Origin of the sequence: Chromobacterium alticapitis (genome assembly GCF_002924365.1) — a bacterium.
GTDB classification, from domain to species: domain Bacteria; phylum Pseudomonadota; class Gammaproteobacteria; order Burkholderiales; family Chromobacteriaceae; genus Chromobacterium; species Chromobacterium alticapitis.
This window is the reverse complement of the sequence record NZ_PQWB01000189.1, coordinates 1-15,993: the sequence shown is the minus strand read 5'-3', so window position 1 is coordinate 15,993 and position 15,993 is coordinate 1. Positions and strand designations below refer to the sequence as shown.

Below are 15,993 nucleotides of genomic sequence, written 5' to 3'. Positions count from 1 at the left end.
CTCCTCACAGAGCCTTGCGCAGACTCACCGCCGGAATCTGCATGGCTTCACGATACTTCGCTACGGTGCGTCTGGCAACCTGTATTCCCTGCTTGGCCAGCGCGTCGGCGATGGCGCTGTCGGACAGCGGTTTCGCGCGGTTTTCGCCTTCTATCATGCTGCGGATGTGCGCCTTGATGGCGGTGGCGGAACATTCATCGCCGTTTTCAGTTTCCAACGAACTGCCGAAGAAATACTTGAGCTCGAACAAGCCTCGCGAACACAGCAGGTATTTCTGGCTGGTGGAACGGGAGATGGTGGATTCGTGCAGGCCCAGCTCTTCCGCGATATCGCGCAGGATCAAGGGCCGCATCGCCACTTCGCCTTGTTCAAAGAACAATTGTTGACGCTCGATAATAGCTTCCGCCACTTTCAGGATGGTGTCAAACCGCTGCTGGATGTTCTTGACCAGCCAGCGCGCCTCTTGCAGCCGGGCGGACATTTCGCCGCCCTGGCCGCGGCTGTCGGCCAGCATGCGTTCGTACAGCTGATTGACGCGCAATCTGGGCACGGCGGAGCGGTTCAGTTCGGCTACCCAGCGGCCCTTGAACTTGCGCACGCTGATGTCGGGAATCACGTAGTGGGTGTCGCCTTGATGGAAGCCGGTGGCGGGATGCGGGTTGAGCCGAGCGATCAGCGCCTGCGCCGCGCGGAGCTCGGCGTCGCCGCAGCCCAGCAGCTTCTTCAGCTTGGCGTAGTCGCGGCTGCCCAGCAGCGGCAGGTGAGCGCGCGCGATGGCCAGCGCAAGGGTGTGGCCCGGCTCGCTCTCCGGCAGCCTGTGCAATTGCAGCTGCAGCGATTCGGCCAGGGTGCGCGCGCCGACGCCTGCCGGGTCGAACTGTTGCAGCAAGGCGAGGCCTACAGCCAGCTCGTCGCTTTCCAGCTGCAATTCCAGCGGCAGATGGCTGGCCAGTTCGTCCAGGCCGAGCGGCAGATAGCCGTCGTCGTCCAGCTCCTCGATCAGCAGCCGCACGATGGCTTCGTCGCGGCGGGGCAGGGCGATTTCGCCCAGCTGCGACAGCAGGTGCTCGCGCAGGCTGACCGGGCAGGGCACGTTGAGCATGGGGTCGTAGTCGCTGTCGCCGCCGCGGCTGCCTGCGCCCCAGTCCAGCAGCTCGCCGGCGCTGTCGTCGCGGCTGTCAGCCGGCTCGTCGGCTGCGGTTTCGCTATGGTCCGCGCTCTCGGCCGCAGCTTCTCCGTCGCCGTCGCGCGGCTCGTCGCCGCGTTCCAGCAACGGGTTGTCCAGCAGGAAGCGCTCCACCTCGGCCTGCAGGTCCAGCGTGGACAACTGCAATAGTTTGATGGACTGCTGCAACTGCGGCGTCAGCGTCAGCTGTTGCGAAACCTTGAGCTGTAGTGCCTGCTTCATCGCTTACAGATGGAAGTGCTCGCCAAGGTAGACTTTGCGCACCTTGTCGTTGTTGACCAGTTCCTCGGGTTGGCCGGAGGCCAGCACCGAGCCGTCGCTGATGATGTAGGCGCGGTCGCAAATGCGCAGCGTCTCGCGCACGTTGTGGTCGGTGATCAGCACGCCTATGCCGCGCTCTTTCAGGAAGGAGATGATTTTCTGGATGTCGATCACCGCGATCGGGTCCACGCCGGCGAAGGGCTCGTCCAGCAGGATGAAGCGCGGCCGGGTGGCCAGCACGCGGGCGATCTCCACGCGGCGGCGCTCGCCGCCGGACAGCGCCAGCGCGTTGCTGTCGCGCAGATGGCCGATATTGAGGTCGTCCAGCAGCAGGTCCAGCTCGGACTCCAGCTCCTTGCCCTTGAGGCCGGAGATCTCCAGGATGGCGGCGATGTTTTCCTCCACCGTCATGCGGCGGAAGATGGACGCCTCCTGCGGCAGATAGCCCAGGCCCAGCTGGGCGCGCTGGTGGATGGGGAAACGCGTGATGGATTGCTCGTCGAGGCGGATGTCGCCGTCGTCGGCGCCGATCAGGCCGACGATCATGTAGAAGCTGGTGGTCTTGCCGGCGCCGTTGGGACCGAGCAGGCCGACGACTTCGCCGCTTTCTATGCTCAGCGAAACGTCTTTGACCACGGTGCGCTTCTTGAAGCGCTTCTTCAAATTGGAAACGGTGAGGACGCTGCGCTTCATGGCTTGGCGGTTCCGCTGGCGGGCTGCGAAGCGGCCTTCTTGGGCTGGATGATCACGACGGAGCGGCCCTGGCCGGAGGCGGACGCGCCGCCGCCGACGACTTCGAAAGTTTCAGCCAGCGTGTTGTAGCGGATCACGTTGCCTATGGACAGGTCGCCGTTGCGCTTGACGCGGGCGTTGCCGGTCAGTACCACCAGGTGCTGGGCGCTGTCGTAGTCGAGCTGGCTGGTCTGGCCTTCCACCCAGCCGCCGTCGCGGTCCATTTTCTGGCGGAAAGTGACGATGCGGCCGGTGGCGCGCATGGTCTGATTGCCTTGCTTGTCCTGAGTGACGACCAGCTTGTCGGCATTCAGGCGCAGCGTGCCCTGGATCACCACGACATTGCCGTTGCAGGTGGACACGCCTTTGATCTGGTCCATGATGCAGCCGTTGTCGCTGGTGATCTCTATCGGTTTGTCGCGGTCGGCTTGTTCGGCTTGGGCCAGCGCGGAGGCGGCCAGCAGCAGGCTGGCCAGCAGGATTCGGGTCTTATTTGGCATAGACGATCTTGGTAGTGGACAGCAGAGTGAGCAGGCCCAGCGGCTCCTGATAGGTGAAGCCGATGGAGTGGGCTACCGAATTGCCCTGGTAGATCACTGACGGCGCCTTGGAGCTGGCGAAGCGCTTGCCGGTATCGACGAACATCGCGCTGCTTTCCAGGCGGGTTTCCGGCTGGCGGCTGTCTGGGGGTTTGATCAAAGTGACTTTCTTGTCGAAGTAGGCCTGTTGGGTTTTATTGTTGTAGCGGCCGGTTTCGCCGATGACGTGGTATTGCAGCGCGCCTTGCTGGAACTGGTACAGGTCCGGCTTTTCGAAATACGCTTCCGGCTTGCCGGGGTATTGCCACATGCGGCTGGCGATCAGCCGGTCCAGCAGTTTGCCGTGCTCGTCGTAACGCGTGGCCACCAGGTTTTCCGCCACGTATTCCGGTTTGTCGGGGTCAAGTTCGCGGTGGCGGGTGTCCCAGCGCGAGATCTGGTCCAGCCATAGGGTCAGCATGGCGGTAAGGCCGATCAGCAGCACCGGGAACAGCCGGTGGGAACGCAACAGCCGCATCATTCCAGGTATTCCGCGACGATGGCGTCGAAAGTGCCTTGCGCCTGCATGATCAGCTCGACCAGCTCGCGCACCGCGCCGTGGCCGCCCGGATTGCCGGTCACGTAGTGGCAATGCTGGCGCACCTGCGGAGGCGCCTCCGGCACCGCTACCGCCAGGCCGACTCGGGTCAGGATGGGCAGGTCTATCAGATCGTCGCCGATGAAGGCGCATTCCTCGGGCCGAAAGCCGGTTTTGGCGAGCAGATCGGCCAGCGCCACTTTCTTGTCATGCACGCCGCCGTAATAGTGGTCTATTTTCAGCGCGCGAGAGCGGTGCTCCACGCAGCGGTCGGCGCGGCCTGAGATGATGGCCAGCTGCACGCCGGTGCGGCTGAGCAGACGCAGGCCTAGGCCGTCCTGCACGTAGAACGATTTGCTTTCCTCGCCCTGGGCGTTGTAGTAGATGCGGCCGTCGGTCATCACGCCGTCCACATCCATGATCAGCAGTTTCACCTTGCGGGCCTGCTCGGAAATCATGCGCATTGTCTGTCCTTGCGGCCGCCAGTCTCGCGACTGGACGGCTGAGTTAAAACACGCCGGCGTGCAGCAGGTCGTGCATGTGCAGCACGCCGGCCAGCTTGCCTTGGGCGTTGACGACCACCAGGCTGGTGATCTGGTGCTGTTTCATCAGGAAGCCGGCCTCCGCGGCCAGCTTGTCGGGCTGGATGGCGCGCGGCTGGCGGCCCATCACCTCGTCTATCGTCAGGCGGTAGACGTCGGCGCCCTTTTCCAGGGTGCGGCGCAGGTCGCCGTCGGTATAAATGCCATGCAGCGTGCCGTCGGCGTCGCTGACGGTGACCATGCCCAGCCGCTTGCGCGACATTTCCAGCAGCGCGTCCTTCAGCAGCGTGCCGGGCGCGACGCGGGGCAGGGCGTCGCCAGCGTGCATCAAATCCTTGACGTGCACCAGCAGGCGGCGGCCCAGGCTGCCGCCGGGATGGGACAGCGCGAAGTCGCTCTGGCCGAAGCCGCGCACTTCCATCAGCGTCACCGCCAGCGCGTCGCCCAGCGCGATTTGCGCCGTGGTGCTGGTAGTGGGCGCGAGGTTCAGCGGGCAGGCCTCCTTGTCCACATGCGTGTGCAGCAGGATGTCGGACTCCTGCGCCAGCGTGGATTCGGGCCGGCCGGTCATGGCGATCAGCATGCCGCCCTTCAGCTTCAGCGCGGGCAGCAGGGACACCACCTCGGCGGATTCGCCGGAGTTGGACAGCGCGATCACCACGTCGCGGCCGGTGATCATGCCCAGGTCGCCGTGGGCGGCCTCGGCCGGATGGACGAAGAAAGCCGGCGTGCCGGTGCTGGCCAGCGTGGCGGCGATCTTGCGCGCGACATGGCCGGATTTGCCCATGCCGGTGACGATGACGCGGCCCTCGCAGGCGAGGATGGCCTCGACCGCGGCGAGGAAGTCGCCGTTCAGCCGCTCTGCCAGCGTGCTCAGCGCGGCGGACTCGGCATGCAGGACTTCGCGCGCCAATTCCAGGCGCCGGGTGTCTTGTATTTTTTCCATAAGGTAAAAGTATATCAAAGGTTATAATCGATTGACGCGCGAGCTGGTGCAACTTTTGCTTGGCCGTCGTTTTTTGATGTTTCCATTTCTTGCCCGTCCAGGAGATCCCGCCGCCGATGCATTCCATGGCTCCCATCGTTCTCGTCCTGTTGGCCGCCGTGCTGGTGGTGACTTTGTGCCGCAGCCTGAGAGTGCCGGCGATGCTGGGCTATCTGGTGGTGGGCTTCCTGGCCGGACCGGGCGTGGCGCGGCTGATTCCGCAAGGCGAGGAAACCGCCTTCCTCGGCGAAATCGGCATCGTCTTCATGATGTTCAGCATTGGGCTGGAGTTTTCCCTGCCCAAGCTGAAAGCCATGCGGCAGCTGGTGTTCGGCGTCGGCCTGGCCCAGGTGGCGGCCACCATGCTGCTGGTGGCGCTGGCGATAGGCTGGCTCAGCGGCAGCCCGTTGACCGGCCTGGCCATAGGCGGCGCGCTGGCGATGTCGTCCACCGCCATCGTCAGCAAGCTCCTGACCGAACGGCTGGAACTGAACCAGCCGCACGGCCAGTTGGCGATAGGCGTGCTGCTGTTCCAGGACATTGCCGTGGTGCCCTTGCTGATTCTGTTGCCGGCCTTCGCCGGCGGCAGCGACACCTTGTGGCTGGATCTGGCCAAGGCCGGCGGCAAGATCGTGGTGGTACTGGCCCTGTTGTTGTTCTTCGGCCAGCGCCTGGTGCGGCCGTGGTTCCACCTGGTGGCGCGGCAGCGCTCCGGCGAACTGTTCATGATCAATGTGCTGCTGGTCACGCTGGGCGTGGCCTGGCTGACCGAGCTGTCCGGCCTCAGCCTGGCGCTGGGCGCCTTCGTCGCCGGCATGCTGATCTCGGAAACCGAATATCGCTATCAGGTGGAGGAGGACATCAAGCCCTTCCGCGACATCCTGCTCGGTTTCTTCTTCATCACCGTGGGCATGCGCCTGGAGCTGTCTGTCCTGTTCGAGCATTGCGGCGTGGTGCTATTGCTGCTGGCGCTGCTGCTGCCCTTGAAGCTGGGCGTGGTGTTTGGCCTTGGGCGCTTGTTCGGCCACCGCGCCAACGACGCGATGCGTTCTGCGTTGGCGCTGGCCCAGGGCGGCGAGTTCGGCTTCGTGCTGCTGGCCTTGTCGATGAATCTGAAGCTGGTGCCTGCGGTCATGGCCCAGGCCGCCATCGCCGCCATCCTGATATCCATGCTGATCGCGCCCTTCCTGATCCTGTACGGCGAGCGCATCACCCGCAGGCTGATCAAGCAGGACTGGATGCTGCAATCGCTGGACCTGCACCAGATGCTGGTGGCCAGCATGAGCAAGAATGAGCACGTGCTGATTTGCGGCTACGGCCGCAGCGGCCAGGCGCTGGCGCGGCTCTTGGAGACCGAGAACATCAATATGTTCGCGCTGGACATGGACCCCGAGCGCGTGCGCGAGGCGGGAGAGGCCGGCGACCAGGTGGTGTTCGGCGATGCCGGCAAGAAGGAAGTGCTGATCGCCGCCGGCCTGATGCGGGCCAAGGTAGTGGTGGTGACCTTTGCCGATACCCATGCCGCCCTGCGCATTCTGCATGCGGTGCGCGAGGCCAGGCCGGAGTTGCCGGTCATCGTGCGCACGGTGGACGACAGCGAAATGGACGTGCTGCGCCGGGCCGGAGCGGACGAGGTGGTGGCGGAAGTGATGGAGGGCAGCCTGATGCTGGCCTCCCAGGCGCTGCTGGAAGCCGGCGTGCCGCCCAGCCGCGTGCTGCGCCGCATCCGCGCGGTGCGCGAGGAGCGCTACGACCTGTTCCGCGGCTTCTTCCGCGGCAGCAGCGACGAGGTGGAGAGCCTGGAGGAGGCGATGGTGCCCAGGCTGCTCAGCGTGCAAGTGTGCGGCGGCTTCGCCGTCGGCCAGCCGCTGGGCGCCCTGCGCCTGGAGGATCTGGGCGTGGAAGTGAAGGCCATCCGCCGCCAGCGGGCGCGACGGACCGATTTCGACGCCAGTTTCGAAATCCAGGCCGACGACATCCTGGTCTTGCTGGGCACGCCGGAGCAATTGGCGCAGGCGGAGTCGCGCATCTTGCAGGGCGAGTGAGCCGTCGGCTGACGGCGGTTTGGCCATGCTGAGAGGAAGGCCGCGGGTTTTGCCGCGGCCTTTTTCACGGGCGCCTCAGTTCAATCCGTCCTGGCTGTAGTTGGCCGGCGCCCAGGCGAAGGCCTTGCCGGCGCGGCGGACATGGCCGAAGCCGGGGAAGGAAACGTGGGCGGGCGCGACCCAATAGCCTTGATCGGCGGCATTGGCCAGCGCCTGGCGCCGCAGCTTGATCGCGGCGGGAGAGTCCACGTCGAAGCGGATGGCCACCTCGGGGTGGGCGAACTGCGCGGCCTGGGCGTGGATGACGTCGCCCCAGAACTGCATGCGCTGGCCCTGGCTTGCCGCCTCATAGAACACATGCCCAGGCGTGTGGCCCGGCGCGGCGATGGCGCGCACGCCGGGGAACAGTTCGGCGCCGTCGGCGAAGGTTTTGACCTTGCCGGCCGTCAGATACGGCGCCAGCGTGGCCTGAGCTTGGTCGAAGCCCTTGCGCTGGTCGAATCCCGATTTGCCGTCCGCCTTCATGCCGGCCTTGTTGGCCGGATGCAGCCAGAAGTCGGCCTCTTTTTCGCTTAGATAAACGTCGGCATTCGGAAACACCGCCTTGCCGGCCTCGGTAAGGCCGCCGGAATGGTCCAGATGCACATGGGTCAGCAGCACCGCGTCTATGTCTTCCGGCTTGTAGCCGGCGGCGCGCAGATTGGCCGGCAGCTGTCCCGCCACCTTAGGTCCGAACAGATGGCCGGCGCCGGTGTCCACCAGCAGCAGCTTGGTGCCGGTGTTGATCAGGAAGGCATTGATCGAAGTTTCCGCCTGCGAGGGCTTCTGGAAATCGGCGGTCAATAGCTGCCGCACCTGTTCCGGATGCTCGCTGGTCAGCAGCTTGTCCAGCGGGATTTTCACCGTGCCGTCGGATAAGGCGGTGATTTCGAACTGGCCCAGCATCATTCGGTAATAGCCGGGCGCCTGGGCGCGGACCTGCGGCGCGGCGGCGTAGGCGGAACTGGCCGGCAGCAGCGCGGCGGCGGGGATGGCCATGCCCAGGCTGGCGACGAAGGCGGAGAGGACTCGGATGCGTTGGAAAATCATGCTGGCTCCTGAAGGGTGTGCCGCAGCGGTTTGCTTGCGGGAGTGCAGCCATGTTCCAATACGCAGTCATATCATTCAAATTGATTGAAAAGATAATGACTATCAGCGAAAGAGATTTTCGTGCGGTGGATTTGAATCTGCTGGTGACCTTTTTAGTGCTGATGCGCGAGCGCAGCGTATCGCGCGCGGCCGAGCGCTTGTTCATCGGCCAGCCGGCGGTGAGCGGCGCGCTGTCGCGGCTGCGCGGCCTGTTCGACGACGAGCTACTGGTGCGCGGGGTGAACGGCATGGAGCCGACATCGCGCGCCTTGAAGCTGGAGGCGGAGCTGCTGCCGGCGCTGCAAAGCGTGCAAACGGCTTTGTTCCAAACGGAGCGCTTCGATGCGGCCAGCGCCGAGCGCACGTTCACGCTGGCCATGCCGGATTGGGTGGAAGTTTGGCTGATGCCGCGGGTATTCGCCGAATTGCGCCGCCAGGCGCCGCGGGTCCGCGTCGCCGTCAAGACTACCGATCCCTTTCAGGGCGCGGCCATGCTGGAAAGGCACGAGATGGAGCTGGGCGTGGCGACGCTGCCGGAACGGCCGGGCTGGATGCGCAGCGAGTCCCTGGCCGAGATGGGGTTCAGCTGCCTCCACCATGGCGACAGGCTGCGCCTGGCCGGTCCGCTTACCCTGCAGGATTACATCGCTCATCCGCATGTGCTGGTGACGTATCGCGGCGCGTTCCAGAGCGGCATAGACCGGCTGCTGGAAGAGCGCGGCCTGCTGCGGCAGGTGCAGTACACCACTCAGCAATTCAGCACCTTGCCCAGCTTGCTGCGCGAGGTGGCGGCGCTGGCCAGCGTACCGGCCGCGTTGGCCGAGCATTGGGCGGATTGCCAAGGCCTGATCGCGCATCCGCTGCCCTTGCCGTCGCCGACGTTTGAAATCTCGATGTTCTGGCATGCGGCCAAGGACAAAGACCCGGCGCTGGCGTGGCTGCGCGGCGTGGTGGCCGAAGCCGCGCTCGGCGCGCCTTCAGGCGCGTGAAGGCCAGGTAGCGCGGCTTGGCCGCAGGCCATACCCGCGATCATTTCGAGGGCGAGGTTGGCCTGCTTCTCTAGCGATGGGATGGCTGTTTTGTCCATGTGACGCACAGTTCGCGGGTATGGCCTTTGGCCAACCCGCGCTACGCGCTATGCCGGGATTCCGCCCTACGGCAGGGGTGATCCGCCATAAGTTTCAGCATGGTGTGGGTGACAGCATAAGCTGCGACTAGGCATCAATTAAAATCAATAACTTACAGACAGCCTAACCAGCATAAGTTGCAATCAATTGCCGGCAAAAGCTGCGATTTTCTCCTGAAATTTACGCATAAGTTGCGATTTCCCCATGAGAAAGAGCATTTTGCCCACAAAAAACATAACAACATGATTTAAAAAAAATATTCAACAAAACATGTTGATATCGACTTTGGACTCTAGCCACTAACGGTAGAGGATGGAGGTAAGTGGCTGATGCCCAAGCGATGGCGATGAAGTGCGGTTGGGTAGCCGACAGGTATCGGCTCATTCCCGTGCAACTCATTTCTCTTTGAATCTCTTTGAATAAATATTATTTTCAAAAAGAGGCTCAAATCCCAATTTTTCATAGACCCCAACCCCATGACTGGATGATTCTAAAAATGAATATTTTGCGCCTAATGTTTTTGCCTTGGATAGCACATAATGCACAAGATGAGTTGCATACCCTTTTCCTTGAAACTCAGGCAATGTTCCTACATCATCCACCCTCGCAATACCGTTATTAAGTGAAACAGTAATGGATGCAATTGGCTTTCCTTGTTTGTACAAACTGTAATGAGAAAGATTGACATTATTTTTTAAAGCGATTTCATGTCTGCCTGCATAGATCGAACAAGTTTCAAAAGTAGACTCAAATGCACCTGCCAATGGCACAATCCAATCACTTAATTTATCATCATTCGCCTTGATCACAGTTTCCGAATCAAAACTGGAAGTTCTATCAATTGCAAACTCATCCAGATTCACAATCATAGAAACGGATTTTTCTTGCTGTTCATAATCCATGGAATTTAAAATACTCACCACTTGGGAGTCACACCACTCTTGCGGGATGATAACGTCAAAAGAAAGATCATCTTGATCGTAAAACTGCTTTCCTTTGATTAAAATCTTATCAATACCGTTTGTGACTCTTGCAATGTAAATCAGATTTAGCCCAGCACCGCCTGTCATATAAGCAGTGGCTCCACAATCTAGATCCAAGCATTTGAATGAGATGCCTCTAAAAAAATAATCTTCGGCTTCGCGGTATGAGTTTATTAATGCAGCGTTCATATTTCAACTCTTTTTTGATTACAATGCATAGGCAATTCAAATGTTTGAGACCGCCTGTTTATTTGATTGATTGCCTCAGTTTATTTCTTGTGAGAATTTTGCAAAATCATAGACTTTATTAGTGGCTACCTATTTTAATGGTAGTGAAGTAAGACTTTTTTTATGAATATTAGTTCATTAGCCTGAAACTGTCCCTCCTCGCTTCGCTAGATATCTCGAGACCCATGTAGGCAATCCAGTTCTAGGAAATACCGCAATGTCCTATCTGTACACAGAACCGGACATCGGTTTTTGGACCGCTTATCGACCGCTTGGGCCGACCTGCTGTCGGTGGTTTGAGCACATGAGGAGCGGCTCCAAGCGGATAGCTGCCGTTGGCCCTCAGACGGCATGACAGACTGCAACGGGTCGGTAGCGGTCAGTGTGGGCTTTGGCTGGTTCGTCCGCTTTGGCCGACCAACTGACTATGAAGCAGCCCCGTCGGCGGCAATTCGGCTTTATGTGGAGCTTCACATAAGGCCGACGAGCAGCCCCTTCGACCCTCTCCCTTGTGCATCCTCAAACTCAACAATCTCAATCGAAAAGAGGCCCTTCCGGGCCTCTTTGCTTACTACTACTGGCAACAAGCAGATCATGTCATTGTCGTGAAATGCTTCATTGCCTCGTGACAGACTTGATTCTTTCTGATCACAAGTAAACCTTCAATCAGCTCGGCTCATTCTTTGGATTGCCGAGCTTTTTCACGCGGGAAAATCTATAGCCAACAAGAAAATGCCCCACGATCAAAAGATCGTAGGGCATTGTTATAAAACTACAGCGGAAGCGAAGATATGTTTAGTCGCAGCTTATGCTGGCAAAAGTCGCAGCTTATGCTGTCACTCACACACGGGCCGGACCGCCGCAAGGCGGTTTTAGCCGCAGGCTCCGACATGGCCGCAGGCTGTGCAGAATTCGCAGCCGTCCTTCTTGATCAGCGCGTGGTTGCCGCATTCCGGGCAGGGCTTGCCGGCCAGGGGCTTGAGCTGGGCCGGCGCTTCCTGGGCGAACAGGTCGCTTTGCTCCGGCGCCATCACGCCCATGTCCTCCACCGGCACGCCTTCCTCGGTCAGCACGCCCAGCATGGCGTAGCGGTGGATGATCAGGCGGGCGAGATAGGCCACGGTGGACGGCCAGCTTTGCGATTTTTCCAGGCCGGGGATGCGGGCGAAGAAGTCGCCTTGCGGCTCGGCGTAGTTGAGCAGCTTGCGCAGTTTCAGGCCTATCCAGGCCGGGTCTATCACCCGCATGTCCAGGGACAGCATCTTGCACAGCCCGTCCAGCTCGCGCGGGTAGGCGCCGGCCAGCCATACCGAATAGGGGCGGCGCTTGCCGTTGGGCAGCACCAGCTCCTTCAGGAACAGCACGAAGTCGTCGCCGGTTTGCGGATTGACCACGTCCACGGACCAGCTCATGGTGCCGTCGCTGCCGGATTTCGGCTCCTTGCGCGCGAACAGCGCGTCCATCACCGGCGTGGCTTCGCCGGCGTCCAGTTGCAGCGCGCCCAGCTGTTCCACGCGGTGGCGCACCACCTGGCCCAGCGCGGCGGCGGCGGAGGTGGCGTGTATGGTCTTGTCGCCCAGCGTGAAGCGGTAGCGCTTGTCGCCGTTGGCGCGGGACAGCGCGTCCAGCTTGGCGGCCAGCCAGGCGCGGTCGCGGCAGCGCATGTCCATGGACAGCGTCTTGGCGATGGCGGACAGGCCGCGCTGTTCATCCGTGGCGTTGACCCAGCATTCGAAGGGCTGGGCGCGGCCGTTTTCCATATGGCCCACCACCACGGCGAAATCGCCGGCGTCGCCTTCCACCATGAAAGTCCAGGACGGGTTGCCTTCCTTCAGTTTGGGGCGATTCGGCCATTTCAGGCTGGACAGGGCCGGCGTGGGCGCGGTGTTCAGCGTGACGCGGCGGTCCGGGTCGCTGGCGGCGCCGGACAGGTCTTGCGGCGCGGCGGCGGCTTGCGTCGGCTCCACCGACAGCACCGAGCCCAGCACATTGTTGGGCCGGTAGGTGGTGATGCCTTTGAGGCCGTTGCGCCAGGCTTCCAGGTACAGGCTTTCGAAGTCCTCGAAGGGGTAGTCGGCCGGCACGTTGACGGTTTTGGAGATGGCGGTGTCGACATAGGGCGCCACGGCGGCCACCATGCGCATGTGGTCCAGCGCGCTCATTTCCAGCGCGGAGACGAAATAATCCGGCAAACGGGCGGTGTCGCCGCCCTGCATGCGCCACACGCGGTAGGCGTGGTCTTCCACCAGGTATTCCTGCTGCGTGTCGTCGGCCATGCGCTTTTTGCGCGTGTAGAACCACGAGAACGGCGGTTCGATGCCGTTGGACGCGTTGTCGGCGAAGGCCAGCGAGATGGTGCCGGTGGGCGCGATGGACAAAAGGTGGGAGTTGCGGATGCCGTGCTTGCGTATCCGGGCCTGGATCTTGGCCGGCAGGCGGCTGGCGCAGTGCGGCGCGGCCAAGTATTTATCGGCGTCGAACAGCGGAAAGGCGCCTTTTTCGATGGCGAGGTCCACCGAGGCGTCGTAGGCGGCGTCGCGCATGCTCTCGGCGATGCGGGCGGCGAAGCGGCGGCCTTCCTCGCTGTCGTAGCGTATTTTCAGCATGATCAGCGCGTCGCCCAGACCGGTGAAGCCGAGGCCGACGCGGCGCTTGTTGGCCGCCTCGCGCGCTTGTTCCCGCAGCGGCCACACGGTCAGGTCCAGCACGTTGTCCAGCATGCGGACGGACATCCGCACCACTTTTTCAAACGATTTGAAGTCGAAGCTGGCTTGCTCGCCAAACGGCGCGCGCACGTGGCGGGTCAGGTTGATCGAGCCCAGGTCGCAGCAGCCGTAGTCTGGAAGCGGCTGTTCGCCGCAGGGATTGGTGGATTCGATGACTTCGCAGTAGGACAGATTGTTGTCCTGGTTGATGCGAGTCATGAACAGCACGCCCGGCTCGGCGTGGTCATAGGTGGAGGCCATGATCTGCCGCCACAGCTCGCGGGCGCGCACGGTGCGGTACACCCACAGGCCGTCTTCTCGTTGGAAGCTGCCGGGGAAAGCGTCGGAATTGGGCGCCACCGCGTGGGTGAGCTGCCAGTCGCCGTCGGCTTCAACCGCGCGCATGAAGTCGTCGGACACGCCCACCGAAATATTGAAATTGCGCAGATCGCCCTGGTCCTTGGCGTGGATGAAGTCCTCCACGTCCGGGTGGCTGATGTCCAGCACGCCCATCTGCGCGCCGCGGCGCGCGCCGGCCGATTCCACCGTTTCGCAGCTGCGGTCGAACACGCGCATATAGGACACCGGGCCGGAGGCGCGGCTATTGGTGCCCTTGACGTGGGCGCCGCGCGGGCGGATGCGCGAGAAATTGTAGCCCACGCCGCCGCCGCGGCGCATGGTTTCGGCAGCCTGCAGCAGCGCCTGGTAGATGCCTGCCTTGCCATGCTCGGTTTCGGACACGGAGTCGCCCACCGGCTGCACGAAGCAGTTGATCAGCGTGGCGGACAGCTCGGTGCCGGCGGCGGAATTGATGCGGCCGCCCGGAATGAAGCCATGGTCCAGCGCCTCGAAGAACAGCGGTTCGAAACGGGCCGGGTCTTGCTCCAGCCCCGCCAGCGCGCGGGCGACGCGGCGGCGCACTTCGCTGACGCTTTGTTCGCCGTTCTTGGCGTATTTTTCCAGCAACACCTCGCGCGAGATGTCTTGTTCCGCCATGGCGGCGATGTTTTCCTGCTGCATGGAGCGCTCATCCTTCTGAAACGATGTTCAACGACGATGGCATGGCTGCGTAGGCGTGAAAAACGGCGTAGCACACTATATGTTGTTACGCCGCTGGGGTGATAAACGCAAGCTGTTGTGTCGGGTGCCGGCTGCGATTGTAACGCAGCCGGCCCGGCCCGGGGCTATTTCGCGGTGATTTTCACCGCCAGTTCCACCCCGTCCCGATTGGCGGAAGTCTTCTGCGGCGCGGCTAGCGCCAGGCGATCCGCCAGTTCCGGGCGGTGTTTCAACATCACTTTTCGAGCGTTGTCTCCACGCAACTCGGCCAGCTTGACGAGGTCTGCCTGGCCCACTTTTTCCTCGGCCAGCAACTCGTCGCGCAACAGCTTGGCCTGCGCCTCGCCGGACGGGCCGCCCGGTTTCAGCATATGGCCCAGCAGCTTGATCCGGCCTATCTTGCGCCCGTAGACGGTCTTGATCGCCGCTTGGGTCTGCTTGTCCTTCAAATCCAGCGTCGGCAGCGGCTCGTCGTCCAGCGGCGGGTGGCCGGCGGCGGCCAGCACGGCGGAGTCGACGCGGGCGCGCGCCAGCTGCTTGGCGTCGTCGTCGGCGTAGCCGCCCGAGATGTCCAAGCGCATGCCGGGCCGCTTGGCCATCAGCTCCGCCACCTTGTCCAGCTTCTCGCGCTCGGGCGGGCTGACGTGGGCTTCGCCGGCGACGAAGCGGATGTCGTCGAAGCCTTCCCCGCCCAGCAGAGCGCCTAGCGCGCGGAAGGGCGCGGTGACCACCTTGGTGACGATATTGACCACGGCTTTCCAGATCACTTGGCCGTAGCTGAATTGCGGGTCGTCCAGGCTGCCGGCCACCGGCAGGTCCAGATCGATGCGGCCGTTGCTGTCTTCCAGCAGCGCCACGGCCAGCCGCAGGGGCAGGTGAGGGCCCTTGTCTCCCTTCAGCTCGTCGCCCAGCTGGATGGAGTCGATCACTACTCGGTTTTCGCCCTTGAGCTGGCGATGCTCCAGCAGGTAGCGCAATTCCAGCGACAGCTTGCCGTCCTTGACCTGCCAGCCGGCGAAGTTCATCGAGTAAGGATTGAGGCTGTTCAGCGCCAGATTATGGAAGTTTAGCGAGATGTCGGTGCTGTCGGTGGGAGACAGCGGCGACAGCGCGCCGCGCACCTTGACCTCGCCGTACTGATCCACCGCGCCGTCCAGCGTGATGCGGCCGCGGTTGCCGGCGCGGGTGGACAGATTCTGGATGCTGCCGCGCAGATGGTGCATGCGGGTGGCGAAGTCCGGCGTCATGCCGTGGTCGGCGAACTCCACCGCGCCGTTTTGCACGTGGATGCTGTGCACGTCGACCTGCGGCAGCGGCGCGGGCTTGCCGGACGAGGGTTTGCCGGACTGGGCGGCGAAGATGCGCTGCCAATTCAGGCGGCGCTGCGGGTCCAGCAGCAGGCGGGCGCGCGGCTGTTCCAGCCGCACGTCGTTGATGGAGAGCTTGAGCGGCATGCCCTGCGCCTGCAACTGGCTGAGGCTCAGCGTGTTCCAGCCCAGCAGCGGCAGCGGCTCGCCCGGCTCCTGCAGCGCCATCTTGGCCAGCTTGAGCTGGCCGGAGAGCTGCCATTTGTCGGACGAGGCGGCGTCTAGCTTCAATTCGGCGCTGGCTGCGCCGCCGGAGAGTTTCAGCGGCGTGCCGGCCAGCGCGTAGGGCGCCAGCGGAGACAGCGGCAACGCGTTCAGCTTGATGTCGCCGCGCGCGGCGGGCTTGGCCGGGTCCAGGTCCAGCTTGGCGGCGAGCCCGCCGTTGCCGGCGCGGGCCGAGACGTCCAGCGCCAGCCGCGGCCCATCGCCGGGCAGCACGCGGGCGTAGAGCTTGTCCAACTGGTAGTCCAGCGGTTTGGGCAAGCTGAGGTCGCGCCAGCGCAGCTCGCCGTTTTCCAGCTTGATCACG

At 62.7% G+C, this 15,993-nt stretch carries 12 protein-coding genes; 2 read left to right on the top strand and 10 right to left on the bottom strand.

Annotated features, from left to right (window positions below):
• Window positions 1-4: 4 nt before the first annotated feature.
• From C2I19_RS20985 to C2I19_RS20960, 6 genes are read right to left on the bottom strand one after another with little or no spacing between them, the layout of a single operon-like run.
• Window positions 5-1,408 carry an RNA polymerase factor sigma-54 gene (locus C2I19_RS20985; RefSeq protein WP_103904514.1) on the bottom strand — a complete coding sequence of 468 codons (1,404 nt, stop codon included), beginning with the start codon at window positions 1,406-1,408 and terminating at the stop codon, window positions 5-7.
• Window positions 1,409-1,411: 3 nt separating this feature from the next.
• Window positions 1,412-2,140: an LPS export ABC transporter ATP-binding protein gene (gene lptB, locus C2I19_RS20980; protein ID WP_103904513.1), complete on the bottom strand. Its 729-nt coding sequence runs from the start codon at window positions 2,138-2,140 to the stop codon at window positions 1,412-1,414.
• A complete protein-coding gene (gene lptA / locus C2I19_RS20975) occupies window positions 2,137-2,679 on the bottom strand; it encodes a lipopolysaccharide transport periplasmic protein LptA (RefSeq protein WP_103904512.1) in 543 nt (180 codons plus the stop codon). Before lptA ends, lptB begins: the two co-directional genes overlap by 4 nt.
• Window positions 2,669-3,238, bottom strand: a complete 570-nt coding sequence (lptC, locus tag C2I19_RS20970) for an LPS export ABC transporter periplasmic protein LptC (protein WP_103904511.1) — start codon at window positions 3,236-3,238, stop codon at window positions 2,669-2,671. Before lptC ends, lptA begins: the two co-directional genes overlap by 11 nt.
• Window positions 3,235-3,759 (bottom strand): KdsC family phosphatase, encoded by a 525-nt coding sequence (locus C2I19_RS20965; protein WP_103904510.1) that lies wholly within the window; start codon window positions 3,757-3,759, stop codon window positions 3,235-3,237. The genes lptC and C2I19_RS20965 overlap by 4 nt, the downstream gene beginning before the upstream one ends.
• A 43-nt stretch (window positions 3,760-3,802) precedes the next feature.
• Window positions 3,803-4,783 carry a KpsF/GutQ family sugar-phosphate isomerase gene (locus C2I19_RS20960; protein ID WP_103904509.1) on the bottom strand — a complete coding sequence of 327 codons (981 nt, stop codon included), beginning with the start codon at window positions 4,781-4,783 and terminating at the stop codon, window positions 3,803-3,805.
• A gap of 116 nt (window positions 4,784-4,899) precedes the next feature.
• Here C2I19_RS20960 and C2I19_RS20955 point away from each other — a divergent pair, with 116 nt between their 5' ends.
• Complete coding sequence (locus C2I19_RS20955) at window positions 4,900-6,867, top strand: monovalent cation:proton antiporter family protein (RefSeq protein WP_103904508.1); 1,968 nt, start codon at window positions 4,900-4,902, stop codon at window positions 6,865-6,867.
• 75 nt (window positions 6,868-6,942) lie between these two features.
• Here C2I19_RS20955 and C2I19_RS20950 read toward each other — a convergent pair whose 3' ends face one another.
• The gene (locus tag C2I19_RS20950; protein ID WP_199181321.1) at window positions 6,943-7,956 is read right to left on the bottom strand and encodes an MBL fold metallo-hydrolase; all 1,014 of its coding nucleotides are present in this window, start codon (window positions 7,954-7,956) and stop codon (window positions 6,943-6,945) included.
• 95 nt (window positions 7,957-8,051) lie between these two features.
• Here C2I19_RS20950 and C2I19_RS20945 point away from each other — a divergent pair, with 95 nt between their 5' ends.
• Entirely contained in the window at window positions 8,052-8,984 is a 933-nt protein-coding gene (locus C2I19_RS20945) for a LysR family transcriptional regulator (protein WP_103904507.1), read from the top strand.
• Window positions 8,985-9,517: 533 nt separating this feature from the next.
• Here C2I19_RS20945 and C2I19_RS20940 read toward each other — a convergent pair.
• The 3 genes from C2I19_RS20940 to C2I19_RS20930 all read right to left on the bottom strand — a co-directional run.
• Window positions 9,518-10,294: a GNAT family N-acetyltransferase gene (locus C2I19_RS20940; RefSeq protein WP_103904506.1), complete on the bottom strand. Its 777-nt coding sequence runs from the start codon at window positions 10,292-10,294 to the stop codon at window positions 9,518-9,520.
• A 911-nt stretch (window positions 10,295-11,205) separates the two neighbouring features.
• On the bottom strand, window positions 11,206-14,058 hold the full coding sequence (locus C2I19_RS20935; protein ID WP_103904505.1) for an adenosylcobalamin-dependent ribonucleoside-diphosphate reductase: 2,853 nt from the start codon (window positions 14,056-14,058) through the stop codon (window positions 11,206-11,208).
• 164 nt (window positions 14,059-14,222) lie between these two features.
• Window positions 14,223-15,993 (bottom strand): DUF748 domain-containing protein (locus C2I19_RS20930; RefSeq protein ID WP_146056915.1); only part of this gene is annotated, 1,771 nt, incomplete at its 5' end.